Genomic DNA, 20,830 nt, shown 5'->3' on the forward strand with positions numbered 1-20,830 from the left:
CAAAAATGCCGCTTACGAGCGGCTTTTTTGTGCCCGTCAATTTTGTTTCAGTGCTGGCCATTGCAGCAAACACCCGCCACGCTCTGTCCAACCCCTAATCACGCAATGTTGAGGAGGCTCGGATGGTGCAGTTGTGTTCAATCGAACAAGCAGTTGACGACGTACTGGCGCGCTTGCCGGCCCATATCCACATGGGCATGCCCCTGGGCCTGGGCAAGCCCAACCTGTTCGCCAATGCGTTGTACCGGCGCATCGCCAAGTTGCCGCAGCGGTCGCTGACAATCTACACCGCGCTGAGCCTGGGTCGCCCGCCGCTGGGGGATGGCTTGCAAAAGCGCTTTCTCGAACCCTTTATCGAGCGGGTGTTTGGCGATTACCCCGAGCTGGATTTTCTCGCCGACTTGCACAAAGACAGCCTGCCCAAAAACATCCATGTGCAGCAGTTCTTTATGCAGCCCGGCAGCTTGCTCCACAGCGAGTCGGCCCAGCAGGACTACGTGAGCAGCAACTACAGCCACGCCGCCCGCGATATCAACGCCGCCGGCCTGAACCTGGTGGCGCAGTTGGTGGCCAGCAGCAGCGAACACCCGGACCGCCTGAGCCTGAGTTGCAACCCGGATATCACCCTCGACCTGCTGCCGATGATCGCCAAGCGCCGTGACGCCGGGGAAACCATCCTGATCGTCGGCCAGGTTCACACCGATTTGCCCTACATGCCCGGCGATTCCGAGTTGGGCATGGATGCCTTCGATTACCTGTTGGATGAAAAGGACAGCACCGCGCTGTTCTCCACGCCGAATATGCCGGTGGGGTTCCAAGACCACTTTATCGGTCTGCATGCCAGCACTCTGGTGCGCGATGGCGGCACCTTGCAGATTGGCATCGGCTCCATGGGCGATGCATTGACCGCTGCGTTGCTGGCGCGCCAGGCCGATAACGAGGCGTACCGGTTACTGCTGACCGATCTGGATGTGTACCAATGGGCGCCGCTGATCAGCCATGAGGGCGGCGTCGATCCGTTCGCCCGTGGCCTCTACGGTTGCAGCGAAATGTTCGTCAACGGTCTGCTGGTGCTGGCGGATGCGGGGATTGTGCGGCGCAAGGTCTACCCAGATGTGGCAACCCAGGAACAGGCGAATGCCGGTACGTTGGATGATGCTGCACAGCCCGATGGTGTCTCGATCCACGGTGGCTTCTTCCTTGGCCCGCGCAGTTTCTACCAGCGCTTGCAGGAAATGACCCACGCCAAGCGCCTTGAATTCAACATGACCCGCATCAGCTACATCAACGAGCTGTACGGCCAGGAAGAACTCAAGCGCCTGCAACGCCAGGATGCGCGGTTTATCAACAGCGCGATCATGGTGACCTTGCTTGGCGCCGGTGTGGCTGACCAGTTGGAAGATGGCCGAGTACTCAGCGGCGTCGGCGGGCAGTACAACTTCGTCGCCCAAGGCCACGCGCTGGAAGGTGCGCGGTCGATCCTGATCTTGCGCAGCTGGCGTGAATCGGCGGGAGAGGTGAGTTCCAATATTGTCTGGGACTACGGCCACTGCACCATTCCCCGGCATCTGCGGGATATCGTCATCACCGAGTACGGCATCGCCGACCTGCGCGGTCAGACGGATGCCAAGGTGATCGAGGCGTTGCTCAATATCACCGACTCGCGTTTCCAGGAGGGTTTGATCGAGCAGGCGCAACAGGCCGGCAAACTGCCCAGGGACTTCCAATTGGATCCGCGCTTTGCCGACAACACGCCGGAGCGGCTCAAGGGTATTCAGGCGCGGCATCGACGGTTGTTTCCGGAGTACCCGCTGGGCAGTGATTTCACGGATGAGGAACGGGATCTGTTGCGGGCGCTGAATTGGCTCAAGAGCAAATTCAAACTGACGGAGATGTTGGAGTTGGGCAAGGCGGCGCTGGATGCGCCGGAGCCGGAGGCTTTTCCCGCGCATCTGGAGCGGATGGGGTTGGATAAGCCGGAGGGGCTGAAAGAGGATTTGTATCAGCGCTTGTTGCTCGCCGGCCTACAGGCCACCGCGCACTGACAAACACCACAAAACCAAATGTGGGAGCGGGCTTGCTCGCGAATGCGGTGTATCAGTCGGTAAATCTGCTGACTGACACTCCGCATTCGCGAGCAAGCCCGCTCCCACATTTTGATCTGTGTTCGCAGCGAATTACTCGATGAAGGTCACTACACCACCCGCCAACGACTTCACCCGCGCCAACGACTCAACCCGATAACCCTGCGCATCCAATTCCGCACGACCACCCTGGAACGACTTCTCGATCACGATCCCCAAACCGGCAACGGTTGCGCCGGCCTGCTTGATGATCGAAATCAGCGCCTGGGACGCCTTGCCGTTGGCCAGGAAGTCATCGATCACCAGCACGCGGTCGCTGCTGGTCAGGTGGCGCGGGGAGATCGCCACGGTGCTTTCAACCTGCTTGGTGAACGAGTACACGGTCGCCGACAGCAGGTTTTCAGTCAGGGTCAGGGACTGGTGCTTGCGCGCGAAAATCACCGGAACGCCCAGGTTCAGGCCGGTCATGATCGCCGGCGCAATGCCTGAGGCTTCGATGGTGACGATCTTGGTGATGCCCGAGTCCTTGAACAGCGCGGCGAATTCGTCGCCGATCAGCTTCATCAGCGCCGGGTCGATCTGGTGGTTCAAAAAGGCGTCGACCTTGAGTACCTGATCGGAAAGCACGATGCCTTCTTCGCGAATTTTCTTGTGCAGTGCTTCCACGGAAAGCTTCCTCTGTTGGCGCAACGTGCGCCGAAAGTAGATTAAAAAGTAGTCGATTCTAGCGCTTTAACATCGCGCGTATGTCCGCCAAGGCAGTGTTGCCGCGCACGGCCTTCACCTCGGTCGGGGTGTCGTCATTGCCTTCCCAGGCCAGGTCGTCTGGCGGCAGTTCGTCCAGGAACCGGCTGGGGGCACAATCGATGATCTCGCCGTATTGCTTGCGCTTGGCGGCAAAGGTAAAGGCCAACGTCTGACGTGCGCGGGTAATGCCCACGTAGGCCAGGCGGCGTTCTTCTTCGATGGTGTCGGCTTCGATGCTGGAGCGGTGCGGGAGGATTTCTTCTTCCATGCCCATGATGAACACGTAAGGGAATTCCAGGCCTTTGGAGGCATGCAAGGTCATCATCTGCACACCTTCGGCGCCGTCTTCCTCTTCTTGCTGGCGCTCAAGCATGTCGCGCAGCACCAGCTTGCCGATGGCGTCTTCGACGGTCATCTCGCCGTCTTCGTCTTTTTCCAGGGTGTTCTTCAGCGCTTCGATCAGGAACCAGACGTTGCCCATGCGGTAGTCGGCGGCTTTGTCGCTGGAGCTGTTGGTGCGCAGCCAGTTTTCATAGTCGATGTCCATGACCATGCTGCGCAGGGCACTGATGGGGTCTTCGCCGGCGCATTGTTCGCGCACCTTGTCCATGAAGCGCTTGAAGCGCGACAGGCGATCGGTGAAGCGTGTGTCTAGGTGTTCGCCCAGGCCGATTTCGTCGGTGGCGGCGTACATGGAAATTTTGCGTTCGGTGGCGTAGTTGCCGAGCTTTTCCAGGGTGGTGGAACCGATTTCCCGACGCGGCACGTTGATCACGCGCAGGAAGGCGTTGTCGTCGTCCGGGTTCACGATCAGCCGGAAGTAGGCCATCAGGTCTTTTACTTCCTGGCGTCCGAAAAAGCTGTTGCCGCCCGACAGACGATACGGCACCTGGTGGTGCTGCAATTTCAGCTCGATCAGCTTGGCCTGGTAGTTGCCGCGATAAAGAATCGCGAAATCGCTGTAGGGCCGGTCGGTACGCAGGTGCAGGCTGAGGATTTCTACAGCCACGCGCTCGGCTTCGGCATCTTCGTTGCGGCAGCGGATTACGCGGATCTCGTCGCCGTGGCCCATCTCGCTCCACAGTTGTTTTTCAAACTCGTGGGGGTTGTTGGAGATCAGCACGTTGGCGCAGCGCAGGATGCGGCTGGTGGAGCGGTAGTTCTGCTCCAGCATCACCACTTTCAAGGAGGGGTAGTCGTCCTTGAGCAGCATCAGGTTTTCCGGGCGGGCGCCGCGCCAAGCGTAGATCGACTGGTCGTCGTCGCCCACCACGGTGAACTGGTTGCGCGTGCCGATCAGCATCTTTACCAGCAAGTATTGGCTGGCGTTGGTGTCCTGGTATTCGTCCACCAACAGGTAGCGCACCTTGTTCTGCCATTTTTCCAGAATGTCGGCGTGCTCTTCGAACAGCTTCACGGGCAGCAGGATTAGGTCGTCGAAGTCCACCGCGTTGAACGCCTTGAGCGTGCGCTGGTAGTGGGTGTAGACGATGGCGGCGGTCTGTTCCTTGGGGTTGCGCGCGTTTTCCAGGGCTTGGGGCGGCAGGATCAGGTCGTTTTTCCAAGCGCCGATCATGTTCTTGATCTCATCCACGCCGTCATCGCCTGCGTATTCCTTTTGCATGATGTCGGTCATCAGGGCCTTGACGTCGGTCTCATCGAAGATCGAGAAGCCCGGCTTGTAGCCCAGCCGCACATGCTCCTTGCGGATGATGTTCAGCCCCAGGTTGTGGAAGGTACACACAGTGAGGCCACGGCCTTCGCCACCCTTGAGCAGGGTGCCGACGCGCTCTTTCATTTCCCGCGCCGCCTTGTTGGTAAAGGTCATGGCGACGATGTACTGGGCGCGGATGCCGCAGTTCTGGATCAGGTGCGCGATTTTTCGGGTGATCACACTGGTCTTGCCGGAGCCAGCACCGGCGAGCACCAATAGAGGGCCGCCGACGTAGTTCACGGCTTCTTGCTGCCGGGGATTGAGTCGGGACATACAGAGTTCAGGAGTCGTTATTCAAAAGGGCGGGCATTTTAACAGGCTGGCAGGATTCTGCTCTGTCAGAACGACGGTGTGACGTACCGCTCGATCTAAATTTGCCGGTTTTGATACTTTGCCGCAGGATGTGAGGGCATTTGGGACTATTGTTCGTAATCTGTGTATTTGATAACCCCTATCATTGGTGATTATCAGCCCGCACGTCATAATGCCCGCCGCCAACGAAATTTTTGCAGAGTCTAGGGAGCTAGCTTGTCTACGCCTGTCGAACCCTTGCGTTTGCTGCTATTGGCCGATGAGCCCGCGTGGGCAGCGTTGTTGCGCGAGTGCCTGGCGCCGATGGGCGATGGGGCTGTGCTGATCAGCGCGCCAAATTGGGACTCGGTGAGTCGTTTGTTCGACGACGACCACAGCGCCGTGCTATTGACCACGCCCAGCCTGCAACCCGGCCCTGGCCGTTGCAGCTTGCCGTGCGTGTTGCTGTTGGAACAGGAGCCGCTGGTTTCTCCCCTGGGTGTCAGCGATTGGTTGGTCCGTGATGTATTGGACGCCGATACATTGCGGCGCTGCCTGCGCCACGTTCGCGAACGCGGCCTGCTGGAAAACACCCTGCAACGCCTGGCCGAGCAGGACCCGCTCACCGGTATCGCCAACCGCCAGGGTTTCCAGACCCTGCTGGCGGCGCGTCTGGCCGAGAACGACGGTCGCGGCCTGGCGTTGGGGCACCTGGACCTTGACAACTTCCGCCACGCCAACGACGCCCTCGGCCACCAGGCCGGCGACCGGTTGATCCTGCAAGTGGTGTCGCGGCTTAAAAGCCAGCTTGAAGCCGGTGACCAGTTGGCCCGCCTGGGCAGCGACGAGTTCGCCCTGCTGATCGACACCCGCCGAGCGCCCCAGCGCGCCGAGTGGATGGCTGAGCGCATCACCGAAGTCATGGCCGAACCCTACTGGGTGGACGGCGAGAGCCTGCTGATCGGCTGCAGCCTGGGGGTGGCCCATGCCCGCGCCCGTGCGGGTGCCGACCCACTGATGTGGCACGCCCATATCGCCATGCAGCAAGCCAAGAGCACCCAGGGCTGCACCTTTCATATCTTCAACGAACGTATCAACCGCAACGCCCGCAGCCTCGCCGACCTGGAAACGGAGCTGCGCCGCGCCTTGCGTCGTGATGAACTGGAGTTGCATTACCAACCCCGGCTGGACCTGGACGACGGGCGCATCGTCGGCCTGGAAGCCCTGGTGCGTTGGCGTCACGGCGAGCGCGGCTTGTTGCCACCCAGCGAATTCGTGCCCCTGGCCGAACAAAGCGGCCTGATCGTGCCGTTGGGGTATTGGGTTATTTCCCGGGCCCTGCGCGACATGCAAGACCTGCGCGAGCGCGGCTTGCCGCCGCTGCACATGGCGGTCAACCTGTCATTTCGCCAGTTTCAGGACGGCCAATTGCTCTCGACGCTTAGCCGATTGATCGCCGAGCGTGGCGTGGACGCACGTTGGCTGGAGTTCGAGCTGACCGAAACCGCCGTGATGCGCCGCAGCGACCTGGTCAAGCAGACCATGGATGCCCTCGGCCGCCTCGGCGTACGGTTTTCCCTGGATGACTTCGGTACTGGTTTCTCCTCGTTCGTGCACCTCAACAGCCTGCCGATTGCCTTGTTGAAGGTGGATAAGAGCTTTGTCGGCGGCATGGAAGGGCGTGAGGAAAACCGCAAGCTGGTACACGCCATGATCAACCTGGCGCATAACCTGAACCTGGAAGTGGTGGCGGAGGGTGTGGAAACCCCCGAGCAACTGGCGTTGCTGAGGTTGTTTGGATGTGACCAGGCCCAGGGTTACCTGATCAGCAAGCCGTTGCCGCTGCTGGAGTTGGTGGAATACCTCACCTTCGGAAAAGGCCAGCAGGCGCTGCTTGGTTGAGTTGCAAACCCAATCCAATGTGGGAGCGGGCTTGCTCGCGAATGCGGTGGGTCAGTCAATAAATTTTTACCTGACATACCGCATTCGCGAGCAAGCCCGCTCCCACAGTTTTTGACCGAGCAAGGCCTTTATTCTGTCTGTGAGGCCTGAAATGAGGCTTGAACATCCGGCTCCTGCCGAATCATCCGCTTCATCTTCGCCTCAAACGCCCAGGTCAGGCTCACCGCCGCGCACGCTAACCCCAGTGCCAAGCCCCACCACACGCCGGTCGGGCCCCAGCCTAGCGTGAACGCCATCAGCCAGGCGGACGGCGCGCCGATCAGCCAGTAACAGCCCAAGCCCACCAGGAAGGTGGTCTTGGCGTCTTTCAGCCCGCGGATGCAGCCCATGGCGATGGTCTGCACGCCGTCGAACAATTCAAACCATGCCGCCACGGCCAGCAGGCTGACGGCCAGCACGATCACGTCGTGGAACGCCGGGTCGTTATGGTCCAGGAACAGTCCTATAAGCGGGTCGGAAAACAGCCACAACACGGCCGCAAATCCCAGCATCACCATGGCACCAAAGCCGATGCCGACCCGTCCGGCCATGCGCGCCTGCAGCAACTGACCTGCACCGTAATGCTGGCCGATGCGCATGGTCACCGCGTAGGACATCCCCGCCGGCACCATGAATGCCACCGAGACGATTTGCAGGGCAATCTGATGCGATGCCAGTTGCGTACTGCCCATGGTGCCCATGCACAGCGCCGCAAAGGCAAACAGCCCGACTTCCACCGCATAGGTGCCGCCAATCGGCAGGCCCAGGCGCCACAACTCGCGCAGGTACTGGGTGTTGAGGCGCAGCAGGCCGTTACTCAGCGGATAGGCGGCATACGCACGGTTGCTGCGGATGTACCACATCAGTGCCAACGCCATGCCATTGGCGACGATAGCGGTGACCAGGCCGATGCCCATCAGGCCCAGCTTGGGCAAGCCAAACATGCCCTCGATCAAGGCGTGGTTGAGCAGGTAGTTAAGCACCGTGCCGCAGAGGCTGATCACCATCACCGGGGTGGCCTTGCCGATGGCGCTGGTGAACCCGCGCAAGGCCATGAAGCTGAGGTAACCGGGCAGGGCGAACGGCAGGATCGTCAGGAATTGCCCCGCCGAATGCACATTGGTTTCGGTCTGCCCGAACATCAGCAGCAGCGGCTTGAGGTTCCACAGCAATAAGCCCGCTGCCAGGGCCATCAGCCAGGCGAGCCACAGCCCGGCCTGGGTCAGGCGGGTGGCGCCCTCGATATCACCTGCGCCATGACGGATTGCCACCAGCGTGCCCACCGCAGCGATCACGCCGATGCAAAAGATCGACACGAACGAATAGCTGGCTGCGCCCAGGCCGCCACCGGCCAAGGCTTCGGGGCTCAAGCGCGCCATCATTAGAGTGTCGGTCAACACCATCAGCATGTGCGCCAACTGTGAGGCAATCAACGGCCCCGACAGCCGCAGAATGGCCCAGAGTTCGGTACGTGCCGGATGCTGCATGATCATCACGCTCAAATAGTCAGAAGGTTGTAGAAGGGTTGATTCTCGGCGCTTACAGCCCGTTGCACAAAGGGATAAAAGCGATCGTTGGCATGATTAAAAGTCATGCTTGATTGATTCTGGTAGGGTTTTGCTGTCCTGCTGTCGGAGTTTTCCTCATGTCTCGTCGTCTTCCTCCTCTTTATGCTCTGCGGGCATTTGAAGCTGCCTCTCGACACAACTCGTTCACCCGCGCAGCGGAGGAACTGTCGATTACCCAAAGTGCGGTGAGCCGACATATCCGCACCCTTGAGGAGCATTTCGCCTGCCGGCTGTTCCAGCGCAGTGGTCGCAGCCTGCAGCTCACCGAGTCCGCCCGACTGTTATTGCCCGGCGTGCGCGAGGGCTTCGCAGCGCTGGAACGTGCCTGCCATACCTTGAACGCCGAAGATGACATCCTGCGCATGAAGGCGCCGTCCACACTGACCATGCGTTGGTTACTGGCCCGGCTCAGTCGCTTCCGGGCGTTGCAGCCAGGCAATGAGGTGCAATTGACCAGCGCGTGGATGAGCGTGGACGAAGTGGACTTCAACCAGGAGCCCTTCGACTGCGCGGTACTGTTGAGCTACGGGCACTTCCCCGCCGATTGGGAGGCTTGCTACCTGTTTCCCGAGTTGTTGATTCCTGTGGGGACGCCGAATTTGCTGGATGATGGCCCTTGGGACGCCGAGCGCCTGGCGACCGCCGAACTGCTGCATCCCACGCCTGATCGACGGGACTGGCGCAACTGGCTGGAACGCATGGGGTTGTCATCGCGGATATCGCTCAAGGGTGGGCAGGTGTTCGATACGTTGGAACTGGGCATGATTGCTGCCGCCCGGGGCTACGGCGTGTCCATGGGCGATTTGCTGATGGTGGCCGAGGACGTGGCCCAAGGACGGCTGAGCCTGCCGTGGCCTACTGCTGTGGCCAGCGGGGAAAACTACTATTTGGTATGGCCGAAAACCCGTCCCGGCGGTGAGCGTTTGCGAAGGTTGGCGGATTTTCTGCAAAGCGAGGTCAATGCCATGGAATTGCCTCCCGTTGAACGCCTGTAACGGGCAGACACACATCACCGTGCAATCGTTTGCGGCATACCCCTGTGATTCGCTCAAGTATTGATCGCGCCCGCCGAAGTAGGTGTGTTGGAACCATCGTGCACCAACGCTTCCCACTAGATAATTTGCCGAGCAGCGCTATGAGATCAGGATGATCCTGGCCTCGGCCAGGAGCTGTCATGTCTCAACCTCGCGCTCGGATCGCTTCCCAGCTTGGCCTCGCGTTAGCCGTGATTCTGGCTGTCGTGATCAGCGGCAGTACCGTGTTTGCCTTGCGTTCCCTCGACTCTGCCAACCTCGACACCCGCGAGGAACACCTGGCCAGCGAGGCGCGCTTGCTCGCCGACCAACTCAATACCTTCCACAGCACCTTGCGCGAAAGTACCCAGCGTTTGAGCGGGCTGTTTGAAAAGCGCTTTGGCGCTGGCTTGAGCGTGCGTGCGGATCAGCCGGTGAGCGTGGCCGGGGTACAAACCCCTGGCCTGTACCTGGGCAGCGATGTGCTGAACAACGATTTCGATGAGGTCGATGAGTTCAAGGACACTTCGGGCGGCGTGGCCACCGTGTTCGTGCGCACTGGTGAGGACTTTATCCGCATCAGCACATCGCTGACCAAGCAGGATGGCAGCCGCGCCATCGGCACTGCGCTGGATCACCAGCACCCGGCCTACCAACGTTTGCTGGCCGGGCAGAGCTACGTCGGCCGTGCGGTGTTGTTCGAACGCTCCTACATGACCCAATACACACCGGTGCGCGACGCGGCCGGCAAGGTGATTGCGGTGTTGTTCGTCGGTTTCGACTACACCGACGCGCAGAACGCGCAGTTCGACAACCTCAAGCGCTTCCGCATCGGCAAGACCGGCTCGCTGGCCCTGCTGGATGAGCAAAAGCGTTGGCTGGTGCCGCCAGCGGGCGTGCAGGCGCTGGACCAAGCAGTCCCGGTGATGCTCGACCTGGCCAAGACACCGGGTGCAGGGCACTTCTGGACGGACAAGAACGAAGACTTCTACAGCGTCGCGGTGCCATTCGACGGTGGCCCTTGGTCGGTCGTGGCAAGCATGCCGAAGGCGGAAATCCGTGAGGTCACCTGGGCTGTGGGCATTCGCCTGGTGATTGGCAGCGTGCTGGCGATGTTGTTTGCGGTGGGCGCTGCGGTGTGGCTGCTGCGCAGCAAGTTGCAGCCCTTGAGCGACCTGGTGCGCCAGGCCGAAGCCTTGGGCGCGGGTGATTTGAGCGCACGCCTGAACGTGTCCAGCCATGACGAAATCGGCCAGTTGGCCCGCAGCTTCAACCAGATGGGCGAAGCGTTGTCGACCATGGTTTCCCACATTCGCAAGGCGGCCGAAGAGGTCAACAGCCGGGCTCAGGCGTTGTCCGGTTTGTCCGGCGGTGCTTATGAAGGCATGGAGCAACAGTCCGGTGAAATCACCAGCATGGCTGGGGCGGTGGAGGAGTTCAGCGCCACGTCGTTGAATATCGCCGACAACATGGGCAATACCGAACGCCTGGCCCAGGAAAACGCCCAGCAAACCCGTATCGGCCGCACGTCGATGCAAGAGGCGTCGTCGTCCCTGGAACACATCGCCACTGCGCTCAACAGCACGGCCACGGTGATCAACACTCTTGGGCAGCGTTCCCAGGAGATTGGTGGGATTGTGGGTGTGATTACCTCCATTGCCGATCAGACCAACCTGCTGGCGCTCAATGCCGCCATCGAAGCTGCCCGCGCCGGTGAACAAGGCCGTGGGTTTGCCGTGGTCGCTGACGAGGTGCGTAACCTGGCATCGCGCACCCGAGAGGCCACCGACGAGATCTCTGGGATGATCCAGAGCATCCAGCAGGAAACCGGCAACGCCATCACCACCATGGAGCGCGGCAATGTGCTGATGCAGGAAGGCCTGTCGCGCAATGCCGACGTGGCTTCTGCCTTGGCGCGTATCGATGAGCAAAGCCGTTCGGCGGGGCAGCAGTTCGCCGCGATTACCACGGCGACTCAGGAGCAGAGCAGTACGGCAACGTTGCTGAGCAGTAATTTGCAGAGCATTGCGTTGGCGAACAGTGAGCAACGTGAGGTGGTGTCGAATCTGGCGATCACGGCCAAGGAGCTTGAGACCTTGGCGGCAGGCTTGCGTCATGAGGTAGATCGCTTCCGCTGACATAATGTGGGGCTTAAGTAATCGCCGCTGGCCGGTACTGCAGGGCCTCTTGCAGATGGTGGCGAGCAATTGCTTCCGTTTGCTCCAGATCTGCCAGGGTGCGCGCCACCTTGAGCAAGCGGTGCGCCGCCCGTAGCGATAGCGTCAGCCGTTCGCAGGCGGTCTCTAGCCAGCTTTCATCGACTTTCGGCAGCCTGCAATGCTCGCGTAACCCCGGCAAGTCTAGGAACGCATTGGCACAGCCCTGGCGCTGCTGCTGACGTTCACGGGCTTCAGCCACTTGCCTTGACGCGCTCGCCGTATCATCGCCGACCTGTGGTGTTGGATTCAGCGCAGTGCTTTCCCGCGCGACCGTCAGGTGCAGGTCGATCCGGTCCAACAGTGGTCCGGACAGTTTGTTGCGATAGCGCTGGATTTGTTCTGGGGTGCAGCGACAACGCCCGCTGGGCTCGCCCATGTAGCCACAAGGGCAGGGGTTCATCGCCGCCACCAGTTGAAAGCGCGCCGGGAAACTTACTCGGTCGCGAGCACGGGAGATCACGATATGTCCCGACTCCAAGGGCTCACGTAAAACCTCCAGCACCTTGCGATCAAACTCCGGTAACTCGTCCAGAAACAGCACGCCGTGATGGGCCAGGGTGATTTCCCCTGGCTGCGGCTTGGACCCGCCGCCCACCAAAGCAGGCCCTGACGCTGAATGGTGCGGCTGGCGAAATGGCCGATGGGGCCAATGGCTCAGCGGCGCCAGGCTGACCACTGATTGAATGGCCGCCACTTCCAACGCCTCCTGCTCGCTCAGCGGCGGCAAAAGGCCGGGAAGGCGGCTGGCGAGCAAGGTCTTGCCGGTGCCGGGAGGCCCGCTGAAAAGCAAATTGTGGGCGCCAGCGGCCGCAATCAACAAAGCGCGCTTGGCGGCGAGTTGGCCTTGGACTTCGCTCAAGTCCGGGTAAGGCTTGTTCAAATACAGCAGGCCATCGGATTTGTAGGGTTCGATGGGTTGGTGCCCATTCAGGTGCGCCACCACCTGCAGCAAGTGATCTACCGCAATCACTTTCAAACCCGACGCCAGGCACGCTTCTTCGGCATTGGCCCTGGGCACTATCACCGTGCGCCCGGCCTTGCGCGCCGCCAAGGCCGCCGGCAACACGCCTTTGATCGCACGCACCTCCCCGGATAACGCCAGTTCGCCCAGGCATTCCACGTCATCGAGCATCAGCGCTGGCACCTGCACACTGGCCGCCAAAATCCCCAGCGCAATCGCCAAGTCAAAGCGCCCGCCGTCCTTGGGCAGGTCGGCGGGCGCCAGGTTAAGGGTGATGCGGCGGGCGGGGTATTGCAGCGCGGAGTTGAGGATGGCGCTGCGTACGCGGTCCTTGCTTTCCTTGACGGCGGTCTCCGGCAAACCCACCAGGGTCAGGGACGGTAGACCATTGGCCATGTGCACTTCGACGGTGACGGCAGGGGCTTCGACGCCGACCTGGGCGCGGCTGTGGACGATGGCGAGGGACATGGAGGTTCCTTGAAAAGGGGGTTTTTCAAGGGTAGGCGAGGCGGGGAAAAGCGCGGCGTGGAGGTTTTACAGAACGTATCCAGAGCGCGACGCAGAGCTGATGTGGGAGCGGGCTTGCTCGCGAATGCGGTGGGTCAGTCACCGGATGTATTGACTGACCCACCGCATTCGCGAGCAAGCCCGCTCCCACAATGGACTGCGTTTATTCAGCAGAGGGGGGCGTGAGTCGTGCTTCCAGCTCGGCCACTTTCGCTTCCAGGCTCTCCAACCGCGCACGCGTGCGCGCCAACACCACCATCTGGCTATCAAACTCTTCCCGGCTCACCAGGTCGAGCTTGCTGAAGCCGCTTTGCAACAATGCCTTGAACTGGCTTTCGATTTCATTGCGGGGCAGCGGGGTGTCGCCGCTGAACAGGCGAGAGGCGTGGCCGCTCAGGGCGTCGAGGAGGTCTTTGGGCGCGAGCATGGGAAATATTCCGGAAAACTGTTGGCCGGCAGTGTATCACGCAGCGTCTATAGTCTTTTTCACGGCCTTGGGCGCACGCTTTTCGCGCAATGGCCCAGGCGGGTGCGCACTGTTTTTGTGCGCATTGCCATCGCGAAAAAGCCCCGTAGCTGGGCAAAAGTGGGCAAAGGACTGATTTCAGTGATTTTTACGGAGCTGGCAAGGTTTCTGCTTAGACGATCATGACCCATGCACTGATGCAGTCGCTGTGACGAATGCAGTGCGCCGACGGATCAGGGGTACAGGTTTCGTCACCAGTGGTTCGCTGGCGTCGCAACGGCACTGCCTTTGCGACGACGCGTTACAAAGCCAGGCACTGCGCTTAGACTTGAGACGGGTTTGTTTTCCTGGGGCAAGTCCACCAATTCGGGAGAGAGTTTTCATGAAGCTAGTCACTGCCATCATCAAGCCGTTCAAGTTGGACGATGTACGCGAGTCGTTGTCCGAGATCGGCGTGCAGGGCATTACCGTTACTGAGGTCAAAGGCTTCGGTCGGCAGAAGGGTCACACCGAGCTGTATCGCGGCGCGGAATACGTAGTCGATTTCCTGCCGAAGGTGAAGATTGATGTCGCCATTGACGACAAGGATCTTGATCGGGTTATCGAGGCGATAACCAAGGCCGCCAACACCGGCAAGATCGGTGACGGCAAGATCTTTGTGGTCAATCTGGAACAGGCGATTCGCATCCGTACCGGCGAAACCGATACCGACGCAATCTAAGCCGCCAAACCCCAACGCCCCAGGAGAAAACAATATGACTCTGCGTAAATTCGCAGGGCTCGGAGCCCTGTTGTCCATCGTAATGCCAAGCCTGGCCATGGCGGCAGACGAAGTGGCTGCTCCAGTCCTCAACTCCGGCGACACCGCCTGGATGCTGACCGCCACCGCTTTGGTGCTGTTCATGACCATCCCAGGTCTGGCGCTGTTCTACGGCGGTATGGTCCGCTCCAAAAATATTCTGTCGGTGATGATGCAGTGCTTTGCCATCACTGGCCTGATCAGCATCCTGTGGGTGGTCTACGGCTACAGCATCGCGTTCGATACCACCGGTATGGAACAGGGTGTGGTCAACTTCAATTCCTTCTTCGGCGGCATGGGCAAGGCGTTCCTGGCGGGCGTAACCCCGGCCAGCATCACTGGGCCTGCGGCGTTGTTCCCTGAGGCGGTGTTCATCACCTTCCAGATGACCTTCGCGATCATCACCCCGGCGCTGATCGTCGGTGCTTTCGCTGAGCGTATGAAGTTCTCCGCGATGCTGATCTTCATGGCTATCTGGTTCACCCTGGTTTACGCGCCGATCGCGCACATGGTCTGGAGCGGCAACGGTGGCCTGATGTGGGACTGGGGCGTGCTGGACTTCGCCGGCGGCACCGTGGTGCACATCAACGCCGGTGTGGCTGGCCTGGTAGCGTGCATCGTGCTCGGCAAGCGTAAAGGCTTCCCGACCACCCCAATGGCACCGCACAACCTTGGTTACACCCTGATCGGTGCGGCCATGCTGTGGATCGGCTGGTTCGGCTTCAACGCCGGTTCCGCTGCTGCGGCCAACGGCACTGCCGGCATGGCGATGCTGGTCACCCAGATCGCTACCGCTGCTGCGGCGCTGGGCTGGATGTTCGCCGAGTGGATCACCCACGGTAAGCCAAGCGCCCTGGGCATTGCCTCCGGTGTGGTGGCTGGCCTTGTGGCAATCACCCCAGCCGCTGGCACCGTGGGCCCGATGGGCGCCCTGGTCATCGGCCTGGTCGCCGGTGTGATCTGCTTCTTCTGCGCCACCAGCCTCAAGCGCAAGCTGGGCTACGACGACTCCCTGGACGCATTCGGCGTGCACGGTATCGGCGGTATCGTCGGTGCGATCCTCACCGGTGTGTTCGCGGCACCTGCTCTGGGGGGCTTCGGCACCGTGACTGACGTGGCTGCACAGGTCTGGATCCAGTGCAAAGGCGTTGGCTTCACCGTGATCTACACGGCGGTGGTGACCTACATCATCCTCAAGGTACTCGACATGGTCATGGGCCTGCGGGTAACCGAAGAGGAAGAGGCTGTCGGCCTCGACCTGGCGCAACACAACGAACGCGGCTACAACTTGTAAGTACGCATAAAAAAATTGCCCGGCTTGCCGGGCATTTTTTTGTCTGGTGTTTGTCAGTCCCAGAAAGCTGTAACGGTTTTTCCCAGGAGATTGTGCTGGGATGCGCGGGGTACTTTTCACCCTGCGAATGTCTTACAGGCATGTAGGCGTATTCGACACTTTGTTTTTTCCCTGAGCGCGCTAGAATGCGCGCCGATGGGCGTAGAACTGTATTTATCCAGGCGAGCACCGTGATCATGGCGGTGCTCGCAAAGTCCTCTCCACCTTGCACGGTGATGGGGCATAAGCCACTGGTTATCCAGTGGATGTTGATTTTTTTCCAGCAGCCTTCGACAGTTGGCGAAGCTGGGCTATAACTAATCTGCTTTTCGCAAGTCATGAGGTAGAACATGAGCGACGATGATCTGGAAAACGACGAACTCGAAGTAGGTGACGAAGACGACACCGAAGAAGGTCTTGAAGCGGCGGCGGAAGACGTTGCTGACGACGATGGTGGCGATGATGCACCTGCGCCGACGGCCAAAGGCAAAGCCAAGGCTGCGGTGTCGGTAGACGAACTGCCAAGCGTTGAAGCCAAGAACAAAGAGCGTGATGCCCTGGCCCGAGCGATGGAAGAATTCCTCGCTAAAGGCGGCAAAGTGCAGGAAGTCGAGGCCAACGTGGTGGCAGATCCACCGAAGAAGCCGGATAACAAGTACGGCAGCCGACCTATCTGAGGTCAGCCATCTGCTTGTAAGAAAAAGCCCGCCGTCGCTGCGGGTTTTTTCATGCCTGGAATAAAACTTAAGGTGTTGCACGGTTCCATGTGGGCGCGGTGTTAATTCCAGCTTTTGAGCAGTGCAGGGAGTTCAGTCAGGCTACGAACCTGCGCATCCGGCCGCTTATCCCCTTCCCACACCTTGCCCATCGGGTTAAACCACACCGCCCGCAACCCCGCCTGCTGCGCACCGGCAATGTCATCGCCTGGATGATCACCCACATGCACCGCCGCACTCGCACCCACCCCACCGCGCTGCAACGCCTCCTGGAACAGTCGTGAATCCGGTTTGGCGATGCCAATATCCTCGGCACGCAAGGCAAAGTGGAAGTAGTGCGCCAAGCCAACGCGCTGCACATCGGCATTGCCGTTGGTGATTACGCCCAGCAAAAAGTGCTGGCGCAGCGCTTGAAGCATCGGCTCGGCTTCGGGAAATGGAGTGAGCTGGTGCCGCGCATGAATGAAGGCTTCAAAGCACACATCCGCCATCTCCGTGGCTTCGGGCTGTGGATAACCGGCCTCTTCAAAGGCGTGGATCAGCACCCGGTGGCGCAAGAGGCTGATGCGATGCTTGAGTTCGGGATGATGCTCCAGCACTTTTTGGCGCAGGCTGGCGAAATGCTCCAACGGCAAGTCGCCGACTTTGGCGGCGTTAACCGTCAGCCATTCACGCATCGACGCTTCGGCGCTGATGATGACGGGTACGTTGTCCCAGAGGGTGTCGTCCAGGTCGAAGGTGATCAGCTTGATACTCATGAGTCGCCGCCCTTGATGCGTTTGGCCCGTGGATGGGCGCTGTCGTACACCGTTGCCAGGTGTTGGAAGTCCAGATGGGTGTAGATCTGGGTGGTCTTGATATCCGAGTGGCCGAGCAGCTCTTGCACGGCGCGCAAGTCCTGGGAGGACTCCAGCATATGGCTGGCAAAGGAGTGCCGCAGCATATGCGGGTGCAGGTTTTGCCCCAGTTCGCGCTCGCCGGCTGCCTTGACCCGTACCTGTATCGCCCGTGGCCCGAGGCGCCGGCCTTGCTGGCTGACAAACACCGCATCGTCCACCGGGTTGGTCAAAAGACGCAGTGGCAACCACAGCTGCAAGGCTTCGCGGGCTTTGCGGCCCACCGGCAGTACGCGGGTCTTGCTGCCTTTGCCGAGCACTTGCACCAGGCCGTCCGCCAGGTCCAACTGGTCCAGATTCAAGCCGGTCAGCTCAGACAGGCGCAGGCCCGAGGAATAGAACAGCTCAAGAATCGCCTGGTCGCGATGGGCTAGGAAATCGTCCTCGACCGCGCCATCCAGCAGTTGCAGGGCGCGGTCGGTGTCCAGGGTCTTGGGCAGGCGCCGCTCGCCCTTGGGCGGGGACAGGCCATTGGCCGGGTCGTGGTCGCACAGGCCTTCACGGTTCAGGTAGTGATAGAGGCCGCGCACCGCTGACAGCAGGCGTGACAGGCTGCGTGAGGACTGGCCCGCCTGGTGCAGGCGTGCGACCAGGCTGCGCAGGCTTTGGATATCCAGGGCCTTCCAGCTGTTGATCTGTTGTTTTGCGCAATACGCCAGGACCTTGTTCAGGTCCCGCCGGTAGGCTTCCAGCGTATGGGGCGACACTTGGCGCTCGTTGCGCAGGTGAGCGCAATAAGCGTCCAGTTGCCGTTCCATGGCTAGCGCACCGCGCGCAGGGCGGTGGTGAAGCGTGGCAGCACGCGGCCCAGTACTTCGGCGATGTAGGTCAGGAACAGCGTACCGACCGAACTTTTATAATGCGCAGGGTCGCGACTGGCGATGGCCAGCACGCCATGCAGGCCTTGGTGGCTGAGGGCGACCACGGCGGTGGAGCCGATCTGCTTGCGTTGTTCTGCGCCAAACAGGAAGTCCAGTTCATGCTCGCGCAGGGTGCCGCTGATGGTCTTGCCTTCGGATAGCAGGCCGCCAATGGCTGTCTGCGCTTCGCTGCCGCTGACCCAGCGTCCTACCGGCATCGGGTTGTCGCTGAACAGGATCAGGCTCACAAACGGCACCTGGAAATCCTGGCGCAGGCTGTCTTCCACGGCGATCACCGTTTCTTCCAGGCTGTTGGCATCCATCAGGGCCAGGATCAGGCGCCGGGTCTTGTCGAACAGGCGGTCGTTGTCACGAGCCACGTCCATCAAGTGCGAGAGCTTGTGGCGCATTTCGATATTGCGCTCGCGCAGGATTTTCATCTGTCGCTCCACCAGCGACACGGTATCGCCGCGCTGGTGGGGGATGCGCAGGGCCGGCAGCAGTTCTTCGTGTTCGACGAAGAAGTCCGGATTAGCCTCAAGGTACGCCGCGACGGCAGCGGCCTCCAGACTGTCGCTTGGGGATGCTTGTGCGGGTACTTGAGGCTTATCGGTCATTAGCTGGGCTCACTCATAGACGGACCTGTCCTTCGTATACACGCGAGGCCGGCCCGGTCATCAGCACCGGGTGGCCAGGGCCTGCCCATTCGATGGACAGGCGTCCACCAGGCAGGTCGATCAACAGCGGCGAATCCATCCACCCCTGGCTGATCGCGGCCACGGCAGCGGCGCAAGCACCGGTGCCGCAAGCCTGGGTCTCGCCGGCGCCGCGTTCCCATACGCGCAATTGCGCGCGAGAACGGTCGATCACCTGCAGGAAACCCACGTTGACCCGTGCCGGAAAGCGCGGGTGGTGTTCGATCTTCGGCCCCAGTTCATGTACGGGCGCGTTGTTGATATCGGTTACCCGAAGCACCGCATGGGGGTTGCCCATGGACACGGCTGCGAGGTCGACGACCTGGCCATCAACGTCAACTGCGTAGCTGGTCGCCTGCTCGGTGGCCTGAAACGGAATGTCCGCCGGCACCAGGCGAGGCGCGCCCATGTTGACGCTGATCTGGCCGTCATTGCGGATGTCCAGCTCGATCACGCCGCTCTTGGTCTCGACACGAATCTGCCGCTTGGCGGTCAGGCGCTTGTCCAGCACAAAGCGCGCAAAGCAGCGTGCACCGTTGCCGCACTGTTCCACTTCGGAGCCGTCGGAGTTGAAGATCCGATAACGGAAATCCACTTCCGGGTTGCTCGGCGCTTCAACAATCAGCAACTGGTCGAAACCAATACCGGTGTGCCGGTCGCCCCATTGTTTGGCGTGCTTGGGCAGGATGTGCGCGTGCTGGCTGACCAGGTCGAGGACCATGAAATCATTGCCCAGCCCGTGCATCTTGGTAAAACGCAGCAGCATGGCTTACTCCGGCAGCAGGCTTTCGCCAGCATACAACTCGGCTACCGTCTCGCGGCGACGCACTTCAAACGCTTGATCACCGTCCACCAGCACCTCGGCGGTACGGCCGCGGGTGTTGTAGTTGGAGCTCATGACAAACCCGTAGGCACCGGCCGAATGCACGGCCAGCAGGTCGCCTTCTTCCAGGGCCAACTGGCGATCCTTGGCCAGGAAGTCGCCGGTCTCGCAGATCGGACCGACGATGTCATAGGCGCGCGCTTCGCTATCACGAGGCGTTACGGCGGTGACGTTCATCCAGGCCTGGTACAGGGCCGGGCGGATCAGGTCGTTCATCGCCGCGTCGACGATGGCGAAATCCTTGTGCTCGGTGTGCTTGAGGTACTCGACCTGGGTCAGCAGCACGCCGGCGTTGGCGACGATATAACGCCCCGGCTCGAACATCAGCGCCAGGCCACGGCCTTCGATACGTTCGCGCACGGCTTTGATGTAGTCAGCGATCTGCGGCGGCTCTTCATCGCGATAACGCACGCCCACGCCACCACCGAGATCGATGTGGTGCAGGTAGATGCCGCATTCGCCGAGGCGGTCGATCAGCGCCAGCAGGCGGTCGAGGGCATCGAGGAACGGCGGCAGGGTGGTCAGTTGCGAGCCGATATGGCAATCGACGCCCAGTACTTCCAGGTTCGGCAGTTGGGCGGCGCGGATGTACACGTCTTCGGCGTCGGAAATGGCGATGCCGAACTTGTTTTCTTTGAGACCGGTGGAAATGTACGGGTGGGTGCCGGCATCGACATCCGGGTTGACGCGCAGGGAGATCGGCGCGCGAACACCCATCTCGGCGGCAACCACTTGCAGGCGTTCCAGCTCGTCGGTGGATTCGACGTTGAAGCAATGCACGCCGACTTCCAGGGCGCGGCGCATGTCTTCGCGGCTTTTGCCGACGCCAGAGAACACGATTTTGTCAGCCTGGCCGCCGGCGGCCAGTACACGTTCCAGCTCGCCACGGGACACGATGTCGAAACCAGCGCCCAAGCGCGCCAGGACATTCAGTACACCCAGGTTGGAGTTGGCCTTGACCGCGTAGCACACCAGGCTCGGCGTGCCTTCCAGCGCGTCGGCAAAGCTGCGGTATTGGGCTTCGATGTGCGCACGGGAGTACACATAGGTCGGGGTACCAAAGCGCTGGGCAATCGCGGACAACGCCACGCCTTCCGCGAACAGCTCGCCGTCCCGGTAGTTAAAAGCGTCCATGGG

The 20,830-nt window shown here is 60.8% G+C and carries 17 protein-coding genes and 1 pseudogene; 8 read left to right on the forward strand and 10 right to left on the reverse strand.

The features are described 5' to 3' along the window. Positions 1 to 122 precede the first annotated feature (122 nt). Entirely contained in the window at positions 123 to 2,045 is a 1,923-nt protein-coding gene (locus ACLD1Y_RS00985; RefSeq protein ID WP_429474651.1) for an acetyl-CoA hydrolase/transferase C-terminal domain-containing protein, read from the forward strand. Between the two features lie 132 nt (positions 2,046 to 2,177). Here the strand turns inward: ACLD1Y_RS00985 and ACLD1Y_RS00990 are convergent, their stop codons facing one another. Beyond that, the gene (locus ACLD1Y_RS00990) at positions 2,178 to 2,750 is read right to left on the reverse strand and encodes a xanthine phosphoribosyltransferase (protein WP_124526902.1); all 573 of its coding nucleotides are present in this window, start codon (positions 2,748 to 2,750) and stop codon (positions 2,178 to 2,180) included. Positions 2,751 to 2,808: 58 nt separating this feature from the next. Next, positions 2,809 to 4,818: a DNA helicase Rep gene (gene rep / locus ACLD1Y_RS00995; protein WP_185709973.1), complete on the reverse strand. Its 2,010-nt coding sequence runs from the start codon at positions 4,816 to 4,818 to the stop codon at positions 2,809 to 2,811. Between the two features lie 255 nt (positions 4,819 to 5,073). On the opposite strand from rep, the gene ACLD1Y_RS01000 reads away from it, so the two are divergent. Next, positions 5,074 to 6,738 (forward strand): putative bifunctional diguanylate cyclase/phosphodiesterase, encoded by a 1,665-nt coding sequence (locus ACLD1Y_RS01000; RefSeq protein ID WP_429474654.1) that lies wholly within the window; start codon positions 5,074 to 5,076, stop codon positions 6,736 to 6,738. A 128-nt stretch (positions 6,739 to 6,866) separates the two neighbouring features. Here the strand turns inward: ACLD1Y_RS01000 and ACLD1Y_RS01005 are convergent, their stop codons facing one another. Further along, positions 6,867 to 8,270: a NorM family multidrug efflux MATE transporter gene (locus ACLD1Y_RS01005; RefSeq protein WP_429474656.1), complete on the reverse strand. Its 1,404-nt coding sequence runs from the start codon at positions 8,268 to 8,270 to the stop codon at positions 6,867 to 6,869. A gap of 152 nt (positions 8,271 to 8,422) precedes the next feature. Here ACLD1Y_RS01005 and ACLD1Y_RS01010 point away from each other — a divergent pair, with 152 nt between their 5' ends. Further along, positions 8,423 to 9,340, forward strand: coding sequence for a LysR substrate-binding domain-containing protein (locus tag ACLD1Y_RS01010; protein ID WP_429474658.1), 918 nt, complete (start codon positions 8,423 to 8,425; stop codon positions 9,338 to 9,340). A gap of 179 nt (positions 9,341 to 9,519) precedes the next feature. Beyond that, the gene (locus tag ACLD1Y_RS01015) at positions 9,520 to 11,496 is read left to right on the forward strand and encodes a methyl-accepting chemotaxis protein (RefSeq protein ID WP_429474660.1); all 1,977 of its coding nucleotides are present in this window, start codon (positions 9,520 to 9,522) and stop codon (positions 11,494 to 11,496) included. 13 nt (positions 11,497 to 11,509) lie between these two features. Here the strand turns inward: ACLD1Y_RS01015 and ACLD1Y_RS01020 are convergent, their stop codons facing one another. Both ACLD1Y_RS01020 and ACLD1Y_RS01025 read right to left on the reverse strand, forming a co-directional pair. Beyond that, entirely contained in the window at positions 11,510 to 13,006 is a 1,497-nt protein-coding gene (locus tag ACLD1Y_RS01020) for a YifB family Mg chelatase-like AAA ATPase (RefSeq protein ID WP_429474661.1), read from the reverse strand. Positions 13,007 to 13,208: 202 nt separating this feature from the next. Continuing rightward, positions 13,209 to 13,472, reverse strand: a complete 264-nt coding sequence (locus ACLD1Y_RS01025) for an accessory factor UbiK family protein (protein ID WP_071488052.1) — start codon at positions 13,470 to 13,472, stop codon at positions 13,209 to 13,211. Positions 13,473 to 13,893: 421 nt separating this feature from the next. Here ACLD1Y_RS01025 and glnK point away from each other — a divergent pair, with 421 nt between their 5' ends. The 4 genes and pseudogenes from glnK to sutA all read left to right on the forward strand — a co-directional run bounded on the left by glnK (position 13,894) and on the right by sutA (position 16,320). Beyond that, positions 13,894 to 14,232 carry a P-II family nitrogen regulator gene (glnK, locus tag ACLD1Y_RS01030; RefSeq protein WP_002555808.1) on the forward strand — a complete coding sequence of 113 codons (339 nt, stop codon included), beginning with the start codon at positions 13,894 to 13,896 and terminating at the stop codon, positions 14,230 to 14,232. 34 nt (positions 14,233 to 14,266) lie between these two features. Then, a complete protein-coding gene (locus tag ACLD1Y_RS01035; RefSeq protein WP_135289348.1) occupies positions 14,267 to 15,604 on the forward strand; it encodes an ammonium transporter in 1,338 nt (445 codons plus the stop codon). A 211-nt stretch (positions 15,605 to 15,815) separates the two neighbouring features. Further along, positions 15,816 to 15,890 (forward strand): annotated as a pseudogene (locus ACLD1Y_RS01040) (secondary thiamine-phosphate synthase enzyme YjbQ); the annotation flags it as partial. 103 nt (positions 15,891 to 15,993) lie between these two features. Then, positions 15,994 to 16,320 carry a transcriptional regulator SutA gene (sutA, locus tag ACLD1Y_RS01045; protein WP_135289349.1) on the forward strand — a complete coding sequence of 109 codons (327 nt, stop codon included), beginning with the start codon at positions 15,994 to 15,996 and terminating at the stop codon, positions 16,318 to 16,320. Between the two features lie 101 nt (positions 16,321 to 16,421). Here the strand turns inward: sutA and ACLD1Y_RS01050 are convergent, their stop codons facing one another. Genes ACLD1Y_RS01050 through lysA form a run of 5 tightly spaced genes read right to left on the reverse strand, consistent with a single transcriptional unit; the run spans position 16,422 to position 20,827 of the window. Further along, positions 16,422 to 17,117, reverse strand: a complete 696-nt coding sequence (locus ACLD1Y_RS01050; protein WP_429474664.1) for an HAD family hydrolase — start codon at positions 17,115 to 17,117, stop codon at positions 16,422 to 16,424. Then, positions 17,114 to 18,013, reverse strand: a complete 900-nt coding sequence (gene xerC, locus ACLD1Y_RS01055) for a tyrosine recombinase XerC (protein ID WP_429474666.1) — start codon at positions 18,011 to 18,013, stop codon at positions 17,114 to 17,116. The genes ACLD1Y_RS01050 and xerC overlap by 4 nt, the downstream gene beginning before the upstream one ends. A gap of 2 nt (positions 18,014 to 18,015) precedes the next feature. Then, complete coding sequence (locus tag ACLD1Y_RS01060) at positions 18,016 to 18,732, reverse strand: DUF484 family protein (RefSeq protein WP_429474667.1); 717 nt, start codon at positions 18,730 to 18,732, stop codon at positions 18,016 to 18,018. A gap of 13 nt (positions 18,733 to 18,745) precedes the next feature. After that, on the reverse strand, positions 18,746 to 19,576 hold the full coding sequence (dapF, locus tag ACLD1Y_RS01065; RefSeq protein WP_159956336.1) for a diaminopimelate epimerase: 831 nt from the start codon (positions 19,574 to 19,576) through the stop codon (positions 18,746 to 18,748). A gap of 3 nt (positions 19,577 to 19,579) precedes the next feature. Then, the gene (gene lysA, locus ACLD1Y_RS01070) at positions 19,580 to 20,827 is read right to left on the reverse strand and encodes a diaminopimelate decarboxylase (protein WP_429474669.1); all 1,248 of its coding nucleotides are present in this window, start codon (positions 20,825 to 20,827) and stop codon (positions 19,580 to 19,582) included. Positions 20,828 to 20,830: the final 3 nt, after the last annotated feature.

This window comes from Pseudomonas sp. 18175 (genome assembly GCF_050432925.1).
GTDB lineage: Bacteria > Pseudomonadota > Gammaproteobacteria > Pseudomonadales > Pseudomonadaceae > Aquipseudomonas.